The 11,493-nt window shown below is 53.5% G+C and carries 9 protein-coding genes; 7 read left to right on the forward strand and 2 right to left on the reverse strand.

Annotated features, from left to right (window positions below; all coding sequences use genetic code 11):
- From B1C80_RS25645 to B1C80_RS25670, 6 genes are all read left to right on the forward strand, one after another.
- Positions 1-975 (forward strand): type IX secretion system membrane protein PorP/SprF, encoded by a 975-nt coding sequence (locus tag B1C80_RS25645; RefSeq protein ID WP_077924045.1) that lies wholly within the window; start codon positions 1-3, stop codon positions 973-975.
- A gap of 217 nt (positions 976-1,192) precedes the next feature.
- A complete protein-coding gene (locus tag B1C80_RS25650; RefSeq protein ID WP_077924046.1) occupies positions 1,193-3,589 on the forward strand; it encodes a carboxypeptidase regulatory-like domain-containing protein in 2,397 nt (798 codons plus the stop codon).
- A 209-nt stretch (positions 3,590-3,798) separates the two neighbouring features.
- The gene (locus B1C80_RS25655; protein ID WP_077924138.1) at positions 3,799-4,716 is read left to right on the forward strand and encodes a PorP/SprF family type IX secretion system membrane protein; all 918 of its coding nucleotides are present in this window, start codon (positions 3,799-3,801) and stop codon (positions 4,714-4,716) included.
- A 127-nt stretch (positions 4,717-4,843) separates the two neighbouring features.
- The gene (locus B1C80_RS25660; protein ID WP_236648926.1) at positions 4,844-5,926 is read left to right on the forward strand and encodes an AAA family ATPase; all 1,083 of its coding nucleotides are present in this window, start codon (positions 4,844-4,846) and stop codon (positions 5,924-5,926) included.
- 1 nt (position 5,927) lies between these two features.
- On the forward strand, positions 5,928-6,317 hold the full coding sequence (locus B1C80_RS25665; protein ID WP_077924048.1) for a VOC family protein: 390 nt from the start codon (positions 5,928-5,930) through the stop codon (positions 6,315-6,317).
- Positions 6,318-6,331: 14 nt separating this feature from the next.
- Positions 6,332-7,258, forward strand: coding sequence for a PhzF family phenazine biosynthesis protein (locus tag B1C80_RS25670; RefSeq protein WP_077924049.1), 927 nt, complete (start codon positions 6,332-6,334; stop codon positions 7,256-7,258).
- Position 7,259: 1 nt separating this feature from the next.
- Here the strand turns inward: B1C80_RS25670 and B1C80_RS25675 are convergent, their stop codons facing one another.
- Positions 7,260-9,362, reverse strand: coding sequence for an alpha-amylase family protein (locus B1C80_RS25675; RefSeq protein WP_201723592.1), 2,103 nt, complete (start codon positions 9,360-9,362; stop codon positions 7,260-7,262).
- 57 nt (positions 9,363-9,419) lie between these two features.
- The gene (locus tag B1C80_RS25680; protein ID WP_077924051.1) at positions 9,420-9,893 is read right to left on the reverse strand and encodes a thioredoxin family protein; all 474 of its coding nucleotides are present in this window, start codon (positions 9,891-9,893) and stop codon (positions 9,420-9,422) included.
- A gap of 470 nt (positions 9,894-10,363) precedes the next feature.
- Between B1C80_RS25680 and B1C80_RS25685 the strand changes: the two genes are divergently transcribed.
- The gene (locus B1C80_RS25685; RefSeq protein ID WP_077924052.1) at positions 10,364-11,431 is read left to right on the forward strand and encodes a M57 family metalloprotease; all 1,068 of its coding nucleotides are present in this window, start codon (positions 10,364-10,366) and stop codon (positions 11,429-11,431) included.
- The last annotated feature ends 62 nt before the right edge of the window (positions 11,432-11,493 follow it).

The raw sequence follows: 11,493 nt of genomic DNA on the forward strand, positions 1-11,493 counted from the left end.
ATGGTAAACCAGTTAGTAAAAAAACAGTGGGCAATCGCGCTGCTGCTGATCCTCGGGATCGGCAGCAGCCAGGTCCGGGCGCAGCAGGACAAGATGTTCTCGCAGTACATGTTCAATATGATGGCCCTGAACCCGGCTTATGCGGGAAGCCGTGATGTGCTGAGCATGTCGGCACTTTACCGAAATCAGTGGACTGGCGTGCAGGGGGCTCCTCAAACCGCTACGTTCACTATGGACATGCCGCTCAACCAGGAGCGTGTCGGTATCGGGTTGCAGTTGTATGGCGATCGGTACGGCGTGATGGAGGAGGCCGGTGCCTTTGCGTCATACGCATTCCGAATCAAGGTAGGGCAGCGTACAACGCTGGCTCTGGGTTTGCAGGGTGGAGCATCCAGCTACCGGGCTAACCTGGCAGAGGTAATCACCAATCCCGACGGATCAATCGATCCGGCCTTTGCGCAGAATATCTCAAAAGTGCTGCCTAACTTCGGTACTGGAATCTACCTCAGTAATGACCGGTCGTACCTGAGTCTATCGGTACCGCGCCTGATCAAGAACAAACTGAGCGAATATAACGTAGGAGATCTGCGGTCGGTGCAGGCGCGTCATGCCTTTGCGGCAGCGGGTTTCGTTGTCGGAATCAGTCCGGCGGTAAAAATGAAGCCATCTGTGCTGGTCAAATATGCAGAAGGAGCACCACTTGGTTTCGATGGGAATATTAACTTCTGGTTTGCCGATCGGATAGCCATTGGTGCTTCGATTCGCCGGAATCAGTTCTCTACATGGACCGATTATTCGACCGATGCTATCGTCGGGATGCTGGAAGTTCAGCTGACCGATCAGTTCCGGTTTGGGTATGCCTACGACCGAACCATGAACGGCCTGCGGTCCATTGCTCCCAGCTCACACGAGGTTATGCTTCGGTACGAGTTTGGCTTTGGTAAAAACCGCATCCTGACCCCGCGTTACTTCTAATAGACCTATCATAGGAGTGTGGGTTTTCTGACGGCCCATGATGTTGACAAAGCCTGAAACGCTGTCGATATCATGGGCCGTTTGGCTGTCTTCTCCGGAACAAAACGGCAGAAATTCGGCGCAGTATTTGCTTACTGGAAAGTTGTATTTTCTACGGGACTCTGAAAGCATAAACTTGCTTACTCCCTCTCGTTCCGTCTCATAACCACCATAATGTATGACACGTACATTTCCTATTCTTGCCTTTTTATGTCTTTTGGCGGGTTCGCTGCTGGCTCAATCGCTGGTTAAACAAGCCGACACTCAGTTCAGTCAGTTAGCTTATGCCAGAGCGATCGAGCTCTATGAACAGGCACTCGCTAAACCGGCTTCGCTCTCGGCCGAAGAGCTGCGCCTGACCAAAACGCGCCTGGGCTATAGTTACCAGCAAATTCGGGATATGGTCAACGCCGAACGGGTATATCGAGACCTGATCAGCAGCGGCTCATTATCGCCGGAAGACAATCAATATTACCTGTATTATGCACAGTCGCTGGCCAGTAATGGCAAGTACCGGGAAGCGCAGGAAGCCTATGAAAAATACAGTACTCTTCAGACGACGGATAAACGGGGGCCAGCCTTCTCCAAGCTCTACCGCGACGTAACCCCGCTCACAAAAAACGCAGCTAGTTACAAGGTCGAATTTTTGCGGATGAATACCCGCAAAGCTGAATTTAGCCCCATGCTGTATAAAGACGGACTGGTATTTGTATCGTCCAAAAGCAGTGGAGCCGGTATAAAGCGCGTATTTAACTGGAACAGCACCCCATTTCTGGATCTGCATTACCTCCCGGAAGTAAAAGGACTACGGGCCGCTAAAGCCTCGAGCCTGGGTGGGTCGGCTATAAAACAGCCTACGTCTCGTATGCAGCTCATTCGTCCGCTGGGTAGCGATGATTTTACCAGTCCTACGGCCAATGATTCGCGCACGGTAGGTTTCTTTGGGGGTAAAAATATCAGCCAGGGGTACGAAGATCAGGTCATTAGCGAAGCAGATCGGTTTAGCCAGACCCTTAACACCAAGTACCATGAGGGGCCGGCTTCATTTACCAAAGATGGTTCACGGGTCATCTTCACCCGGAATAACTATACAAACGGGAAATACGGCCAGAGTTCTGACCGGATTAACAAACTAAAGCTGTATTCCTCTTCCCATACCAATGGGTACTGGAGCGAAGCGGAAGAGTTACCATTCAATAGCGACGAGTTTTCAACGGGTCACCCGGCCCTGGCTAAAGATAAAAACGGCACGCCAGATCAGTTGCTTTACTTCGCATCTGACCGGCCAGGTGGCTTCGGGGGGAGTGACATTTATGTCTCCCGCTGGAACAAAGATAAATGGGGTGAACCCGTGAATCTTGGTCCTACGATCAACTCGAAGGGCAACGAGCTGTTCCCGTTTGTCGACGAAAAAGGTAATCTGTACTTCTCGTCGGATGGCCACCCGGGTCTGGGCGATCTGGATATGTTTTATGCGAGCCTGATAGAAGAGGGAACGTCAGCTACCAGCATCCGCAATTTGGGTGAACCGCTCAACTCGCCCAAAGATGACTTCGGCATTGTTACCGATGGCAATCGGCAGCGGGGGTATTTCAGCAGTAACCGAAAAAACGGAGGGGCTGACGACGATCTGTATCGATTCACGCGCGAAGGCTCGCTGTATCCGTGTCGGGAGCTGACGGTAAGCGTGTTCGACGCTGAAACCCGCGAACCGCTGATCAACACCACGGTGGCGGTCGATAATGCAGCGGCTAACGGGCAGAAGCAACTCCAGACCGATGCCGAAGGACTGGTCAGATTCTGCGTCGACGTAGATAATGAATTCAGCATCCTGGCCAGCCGGGATGGGTACCTCGACAATAAAATCGGTTTCTCGACCAAAGACATGGCTGACGATCAGCCCTCCCGGCTCGACATTCCACTCAGTCGCCCCAAAGGTTCAGCCAAAGCCGCGGGGGTGGTTAGTACGTTGCGGGGGCGTGTAATAGCCCAGTCTGATAAAAAACCCATGTCGGGCGTTAAGGTAGTAATGATCAACGAATGCGATGGCAGCTCCCAGGAAACGACTACGACAGAAGACGGCAGCTACTCCTTCTCGATTACATCGGGCTGTGATTACTCGCTCGAAGCGATGAAAAACGACATGGGTACTACCGGATCGCATATCGCCAAAGATGGCACGGGGCCTACTGAACTGGTTATGTTCCGTAAAGGAGATGTTATCAAAATCGACAACATCTATTATGACCTCAATAAATTCAACATCCGCCCGGATGCGGCTGTGGAGCTTGATAAAGTGGTAGCGCTGATGACGAAATATCCAACCATGCGGATCGAAATGCGGTCGCATACAGACAGCCGCGCTACCAGTACCTACAACAATACGCTCTCTGCCAACCGTGCCAAAGCAGCCGTTGCTTACCTGAAATCGAAAGGTATTCCGGCCAAACGAATGATCGCCAAAGGATACGGAGAAACGTTGCTGCTGAACACCTGTAAAGACGGCATCAACTGCTCAGAAACGGATCATCAGCAAAATCGGCGGACAGAAATAAAAATTCTGTCGATGGATTGATTAAATGTAGAAACATTGGTATAGTTTTTGCCTGTTACACAGACAAGCGCTTTATCCAACTTAACAATAAATTAGCGAGCAATACCCTGGTGTATTGCTCGCTTTTGCTTTTATAAACAGGCATCGGGCTAACAGGGCAAGCCAGTTAGTCCCGATTAGGATTTTAGATGAAAAGCGGCCAATTTGATTGCTCAACTCTGGTTTTTGGTATGCCCCGCTTTGTTCGCGTCCGTTTTTTTCTCCTTTTTCTGACTGCCCTATGTGGCGGGCTGGTTCAGCCGGTCCAGGCCCAGCGCGAAGTGCTTTATTCACAGTACCTGGTTAATCCACTGGCTATCAACCCGGCTTATGCGGGCGCGCGCGAATCGTTTCAGCTGACGGCTTTGCTTCGACGCAAATGGCTCGGTGTTCGGGGGGCGCCACTGACGCAGAGCGTGGCTGCCGATGGGGCGGTGGCCAACGGGCGGGTCGGGTTAGGTTTCCAGGCGCTCAATGATCGAATGGGGCTCTTTGCCGCTACCGGCGTGTCGGGGAGCGTGGCGTATCGGTTTAACCTGCCCGCGCTGGCAAGACTGTCGATCGGCGTTCAGGGCGGTGTCAATGTATTACCCTTGTATGATTATGCCACCGCATCGAGCCTGAACCGGGCTATCGCAAGTTTTGGCGTTGGCGTTTATTACCAGTCAGACCGATTTTTTGGCGGTATTTCCTTGCCCGAACTTACGGGACGCGCGCTCGATCTGTCAGGGCGGTTTCTGTACCAGAGCGTACGGCCGCTGATGGTGCAGGCCGGCACTCGCTTTGCCGTTGGCGACAACGCCGTCCTGATCCCGTCGGTGCTGATCTCCAAAATTGCCGATCGCCCGGTGGGAGCTGACCTGAATGCCCGCATCTGGTTCCACGAGCAGATCGGACTGGGCATTTCGTATCGGCACAACAGCCCCGGTCTGGTGCAAACCAACTACCTGCACGCCCTGGCCGAATACCAGTTTACCAAAGCGATTCGGATCAGCTATCTGTTCTATTCACAAACACCCGAGAATCCGAACGCCAGTTTGTATTTCCAGCCAAGCGTGCACGAAATTGCGTTACGCTTCTCGCCCGGTGCATTGCAGTTCGTCTACTAGCCACGCAAACCGGGTTGTACACACACAATACTCCTTGGTCTATTCGTTAATTTTTCGGTAACTTAGACGCGTTGAAACGTAATCCAGCGTCCCGTTGAAACCTTACGAAGAGCTTTCAAGGGCTGACATGTTTCGCTATCTGACGGCCGACAGTCGTATGCCCAACCAACAAACTATTCAGAACCTGTATATTCCCAGCGATCTTGACCGTGAGTTTCCGCTGGCTCCCCATTTTGTACAGGCGTTCGGTACCTACCCGAACTATCTGCACTTTAACGACGACTTCAAGTTGTCGGCGCGGGAGTTACTGGATGGGCGTGGGTTTCGGCTGATCAACCATACGAGCCGCGTCAACGACGAAGGCTGGCACACCATCGAGCGTATCTATCAACACGACGAAGGCCTGGTACTGAAAGCCGAATTTGTTGGCGAACGCTTCTTTCGGCTCTATGGCTATTACCTCAATGAGGCCTCGGCAAAAGAACTGCTGACCGGTTTTTACGAACACAAATACGTGCATGAAGAGAATCAGACGCATATTTACCTGATTCAGAGTGGTTTGGGTGGCTTGCATACCGAGCGCGTTGAGATTCTGCCGCCGAGCATAGACCTCGAACTGCATTACAACAGCGATTTTCCGCCGGTACACGAACGGCTGGTAAACCTGCTGGCACAACCCAAAAGCAAAGGGTTGATTTTGCTCCATGGCGAACCGGGAACCGGCAAAACAACCTATATCAAGTACCTGAGTTCATTGGTCAAGAAGGACATGCTGATTCTGCCGCCCTACATGACCAACTACCTGACTTCGCCGGAGATCATTCCGTTTCTGCTCGATAACAAAGATTCGGTGCTGATCATCGAAGATGCAGAGCGGATTCTTCAGTCGCGTGAGGCCGGGGGCGATACTAACAGCGTTTCCAACATCCTGAACCTGACCGACGGGTTGCTGGCCGACTGTATGCATATTCAGGTCATTGCTACCTTCAACGCCAGCAAACATCTGCTCGATAAAGCCCTCCTCCGGAAAGGTCGCCTGATGGTCGATTACGCCTTCGGTAAACTGGCTACCAACAAAGCCAACGACCTGCTGGCCCATCTCGGCATGGAGTACCGTACCCAGGAGGCCATGACGCTGGCCGACATCTTCAACCTCGAAGAACAAACAGTTTCGGGCGAGCGGCAGGAAGCCGTAAAAGTAGGTTTCTGACATGCGTATCGACCATCTGGCTATTTGGGTTCTTGATCTGGAGTCGATGAGGACATTCTATGAAACCTATTTCGGCGCTACCAGTAACGATACGTACAGAAACGCACGGACCGGGTTCTCATCCTATTTTCTCAGCTTCGACGGTGGGGCGCGGCTGGAGCTAATGCAAATGCCCGGTATTCCCTACTCGCAGAACGACCCGTTCAAGCAGGCTTTAGGGCTAATTCATTTCGCTATATCAGCAGGAAGCGAAGCCGCCGTCGATGCGTTAACCGAACGGCTTCGGGCCGATGGCTACGCCGTTGTGGGTGAACCCCGCCGAACCGGCGACGGCTATTACGAAAGTGTGGTACTCGATCCCGAGCAGAATCGGATCGAGATTACCGCCTGATCTGTACGCTTCCCATGATTACTCTGCCGTTTTTTATTGTCGATGTGTTTGCCAGCCAGCGCTATCAGGGCAACCCCCTGGCTGTTTTCGATGCGCGTAATACACCCGCCGATGTACTGACAACCGAGCTGATGCTGGCCTTGGCGCGCGAGATAAACTTTCAGGAGAGTACGTTCGTGATGGGTGGGTCGGTGGAGCGGGGATTTGATGTACGCATCTTCACGCCCGAATACGAAGTGCCTTTTGCTGGCCACCCTACGTTAGGAACGAGCTGGGTACTGGCCCACCATCTGGCTAAAACCGGCATTGTTCCTTTTTCGCTGAACCTGGGTGTAGGCCCCGTTCCGGTGCGATGGGAAGGGGAGACGCCCTGGCTAAAAGCCGCCCAGCCTCGTTTCGGTCAAACCTATGATTCTGCCGATCTGGCTCGCCTGCTACACCTGCATCCCGATGCAATGGATACGGACTGGCCCGTTGAATGGGTCAGTACAGGGCTTGCCTACGTGATGGTGCTGCTTCGCTCGCTGGCTGCGGTGCGCGCGATCCGACTCGACAAAAACGAGCTGGAAGCCTGGCTGTTGGCGAATGGGTTACATAAGACCAACAGTCCCGAAGGGCTGCACGGCTCGCTCTACCCGTTCTGCCGGGAAACCTACCAGGCCACCAATCAGCTCAATGCGCGCATGTTCTGCTTTGAGCAGGGGCAGGTAGCCGAAGATCCTGCTACGGGCAGCGCGGGGTCATGCCTGCTGGCCTACCTGCTCCGGCATCGGGTATTTGGCCTGGGTCCGGTTCAGCTGCGGCTTGAACAGGGCTACGAAGCGGGCCGACCATCGCTGCTCGAACTGAACGGTTCGCTCACCAGCGGAGGGCTGTTTGATCTGCAGATTGGCGGTCGGGTACAGTACGTCGCTTCCGGTACCTGGGCGGTTGCCGACTAACTCAGGTCAACACCACCAGCTGGTGCCCGCGCAGCGCCGGCACCACAAACTCGACCCGACCGTTTCGCTGGGTGAACTTCAGCGCTGTTCCCGACGGAGCCAGGCTTACCCGTTTGGCCGACCCTTTTACCGAAACCGCTACGTTGTACAGCGGAATCACATCTTCGATAACGTCAAAATCGCGCCCGCGCCGTTCGGGAACGTAATGCAGCAAATGCAGGATACGGCGGTTCTCGGTCGCCTGGCTGTTCAGGGTGGCCAGCAGGCTAGTGGGAGCCTCGGGCGTACGCACGAGCGGGTCGGGCAGGAGCCGCTGGAGGGCGTTCAGCACCAATTGACGGCACCAGCGTGGCGCGTTCTGGGCGTACTGCGAAAAGAGGGGATGAGCCATGTAAATGACCTTCCCATTCTGTACAATGGCCGGGTAGCCGGGTTTGCCGCTGGAGGGCGTGTGGCGATGCGACACAAAATGCTGATATGTCCGGTTGAAATACGGCACATTGGTCATGGCCAGTACAGTAGCGCCGGTTACCCGGACTTCATTGGCTTTCTGATAAACGACCAGCTCCGTGGCGGGTAGCCCGGCGCTGACTCCTTCGCCGGTCGATACGATAAAGTCGGGGCTATACGGTGCTTCGCCCACGAGCGACACCCCAAAGGCGTTGGTAGCAAAGGCTCGCTTGTCGGGTGTCAGGCCCGAGTTGTGGGAGGCCACTACAGCCCCGCCACCGGCCAGATAAGCGTCGAGTTTGGCCTTCAGGGCGTCGGTCAGCAGGATCTGGTCGGGCAGGATAAGCACGCGGTAGCCCGACCAGTCGGTCAGACCGTCGATGACGTCGAACTGGTGTTTACCCTCCTGCAACATCCGGATAGCGCCCATCATCGGGTCCGGTACGCGGGTAGTGACGTCGAGCGGCTGAATCTCTTCCATGGTTACAACACCAATATCGACCAGGGGCCGGGCGTCGACGCAGTAGGGCTCTTTCTGCTCGACCTGACTGTATACCGAGCCAATCAGATCATAGGTAGCCGGGTCGATTTTGCCGTTGGGAGCCAGTTGATCGCCGATGGAGCATTTGCCAGTGAGGGCCAGCATCGAGAAACATTCGAACTCCAGCGCGGCCTTGTTCTTGAGTGAGCTGAAGTCACCCCAGGAGGTGTGAAACTTGCCGGTCATACCCAGAAAATCGATGCCCAGCGTGCGGGCGTAGCGGCCCGTGAGCGGAAAATGCAGGTATCCCCAACCACCGCTCGGCAGCGATTCGAGCTCGAGATGACTGTATGTAGGCAGGTGTCGGCGAATATACGGGCCAACGTGGCCGGAGTTGTAGAAGATGGTAGCGTTGCGGTCTTTGCTGCGAACGAAGGCCGACATATGAGCCCGCCAGTTGGCCATCACCTCGTTATAAAACAGGATGCGGTCGCTCTTCAGGGCCGGGTTCATTCCCTTGGCCGTCATCTGGCGGATGGTATGCGGGTTCGACGAGTCGAGCACTTTAATGATATCGAAAAATAGCCCGTCGACCGGTACCGCTTCGAACAGATCAGCTACGTATTCCTTCAGGAAATCGCCATAGGGCGTATTGACATCCAGATTGCGGTAGAACCCGGCGTCGAAGGGTTCGGTGCCGCTGGCTTTGCCGTGTTCGTCAATGACGATCCATTCGGGATGCTCCCGGGCCGTAAAATGATCCCACTGCACGGTCAGGTACACAGGAACCCGGATGTTGCGTTTGTGGCAGGCTTCGATCTGCTCTTTCAGCAGGTTCCGCTTCAGGTGGGGGTGATGCCGCTCCGGAAAGCGTTTGGTGTCGTGATAAATGTAGCCGTGGTGGCAGCGCCCAAAGCAGGTAACCGAGTTAACGCGGGCTTTGGCAAGCGTATCGGCAAACTCGTCGGGGTCGAACTGGGCGCCCACATCGGTAATCAGCTCGCTGGTGTGATAGTCCAGATGCACCTGGCGAAACCGAAGGCCAGCGGGCGGCTGAACGCCGGAAGGCTGGGTCGGGAGTTGAAGGGGCATGCCGGAGGTGGTTTCCCACGCTACCAGCGCGCCAGCCGCACTGAGCGAAGAACGTTGTAAAAAGTCACGACGGGTGAGCATAGCCGGGCTGAGGATCAAGAAGTACCAACCCCAGAGAAAGTGCCCGATGCGGTGTTTTTACTTTCCCTCCTCGGTATAGACCCGATTCCGTTTGCTGATCGACCGGCGTAGCTTGGGCATCCGCCAGACCAGGTCTGCCTGCTGAATCATGGCGTTAACGCCCGCGTAACCGACCGACCGATGAACCAGTTCGCCAGTAGGGGTCAGGTAGAGGCCGGTCGGGTAACTGCCTACGCCGTATTGCCGGGCCACATCGGGGCCTTCACCGACTTCGGCATTGAGTTGGTAATTGATGAAACGGCCGTTGAATGCGTCGCCGATGGCCGGGTTGGGGAACGCTTCGCGGGCCATACGACGGCAGGGCGGGCACCAGGCTGTATAGAAGTCGACGAACAACGGTTTATGCTGGTTGCGGGCTTCGGCCAGAGCCTGTTGCCAGGAGCCGACAAAGAACCGCATGCCCACCGGCTCGTCGGCGCGGACGTTGATCAACAGCAGGCACAGTACGCAAACAGAGATAAGTCGCTTCATGGCATAAAGATAGCCGATGGGGTACTAAGGACTATAGCAGTGTTCTTATTGGTATCTATAAAATTGAGTTCATAGAACTTGCCCAAACCCAACATGTCGAAGTGACGATTTGAAGGCCTTGGTTATACCTGTTCGACGTGAACAACATAGCGATGGGTCAATTAATTTATTATCAATTTTTCGACGTAGCCAGTAAGTAAAAGCGGCTCTTGCTAGTGTCTGATTGGTGGGTTTGATATACTTAAAAATTTGTTTTGAACGGACAGATGGGGGATGGTTAACGAATTGGCTATGAGTAAATTGGTGGGTGCTTGGTTGCCGCCGGTCAGTGTTCAGAACAGAAAGTCTATTTCTGAAAGCAAATTGACGCGATGTGGTTACCTGGGTGTTTTTGCTAGTCTAAGACGACGAAAAGGGGGGTGAAAGAAGTACCTCGTTTTATCTCTACCCATTTTTAATACTACTAAATTATGCGGATCATTTTAGGATTTGTCTGGCTGCTGGTTGTATTGGTTTTTTCATATGCCTGTCAGGTGCAGGAGCTACCCCTCCCCACCAGTGCCGACAACGCTGCGGCCGTGCGGGCCTACCTCAATAAGTTAGGCTATGCCGACTCACTGATTGTCGATGCGGGCGAATACTTTGTGGTCGAAGGCGATATGAGGTTTCCCAAAGACAGGAAAGTGCCCAACCTGACTGGTGCCCTGGAAGAGCAGGCCTGGGAAGATAGAGATGCCTTGATCGAGCGATATAACCGAATTCGAAACATCCGGGTTTGGGCACAGCCAGAAATAGCTCCCATTGCTGGCCATGTAATGCAAGCTATGCAAATGTGGAACAATGCCGGGAGCAGCATTCGATTTGTAAATGCCCCAAACCGGTTTGATAGAGATATAACTATTTACAACGGCACTATAGATGGTCCTGATGCTGTTGGTGAATCCAACTTGCCCTTGCTGGGAAAGCCTGGGCGAGACATCGTACTTGATGTGGCCAAAATACGTGTGATGCCAGATAATATTAAGAAGGTTTTGATAGCTCACGAATTTGGTCATACCATTGGCTTTCGTCATACAGACTGGCGCCGTTTTGGTGAACCAAATTCTGTTGACATACCAGCCGTGCCCGAAGCAGACGCTGCCTCAATTATGAACGCTGTTTACATTGTTAGTAGTAATAGCAATCTGACCGGACTTTCAGCAAAAGACAAACTAGCTGTTAAAGCCCTGTATCCGTCAGCGCCCTACAGTTTGTACTTTGACCCTACTAGTATACCGGTAATTTTACGCTGGAAAGGTCCTTACCACAGAATAGCCGGTTTTCAGATAGTCCATTCAACCATTCAGCGGGGTATTGAGGTTGATAACCCAGTCTTCACTATACAGACTTCAGACGGTAGAGCTGGCTCATACACATTCCGTTATAGACGTTGTGCATGTACAACAGGAGGAGGTTTGTTGAATGTCAAAGTGCGGATATTGTATACCGATAACGGTGTGTCACCCTGGTCAGCTATGGCCAGTGTTCGCATTCAATAGTCTATTTATCGGTTGGTTAGCGGAAGAGTTAAGCTTCGTTAACTGGTTGGTGTTGCAAAACG

The organism is Spirosoma sp. 209, from assembly GCF_002006735.1.
GTDB lineage: Bacteria > Bacteroidota > Bacteroidia > Cytophagales > Spirosomataceae > Spirosoma > Spirosoma sordidisoli.

Coding starts and splice junctions, on each gene's coding strand:
- B1C80_RS25645 (WP_077924045.1), top strand. CDS start 1: ATGGTAAACCAGTTAGTAAAAAAACAGTGGGCAATCGCGCTGCTGCTG.
- B1C80_RS25650 (WP_077924046.1), top strand. CDS start 1,193: ATGACACGTACATTTCCTATTCTTGCCTTTTTATGTCTTTTGGCGGGT.
- B1C80_RS25655 (WP_077924138.1), top strand. CDS start 3,799: ATGCCCCGCTTTGTTCGCGTCCGTTTTTTTCTCCTTTTTCTGACTGCC.
- B1C80_RS25660 (WP_236648926.1), top strand. CDS start 4,844: ATGTTTCGCTATCTGACGGCCGACAGTCGTATGCCCAACCAACAAACT.
- B1C80_RS25665 (WP_077924048.1), top strand. CDS start 5,928: ATGCGTATCGACCATCTGGCTATTTGGGTTCTTGATCTGGAGTCGATG.
- B1C80_RS25670 (WP_077924049.1), top strand. CDS start 6,332: ATGATTACTCTGCCGTTTTTTATTGTCGATGTGTTTGCCAGCCAGCGC.
- B1C80_RS25675 (WP_201723592.1), bottom strand. CDS start 9,362: ATGCTCACCCGTCGTGACTTTTTACAACGTTCTTCGCTCAGTGCGGCT.
- B1C80_RS25680 (WP_077924051.1), bottom strand. CDS start 9,893: ATGAAGCGACTTATCTCTGTTTGCGTACTGTGCCTGCTGTTGATCAAC.
- B1C80_RS25685 (WP_077924052.1), top strand. CDS start 10,364: ATGCGGATCATTTTAGGATTTGTCTGGCTGCTGGTTGTATTGGTTTTT.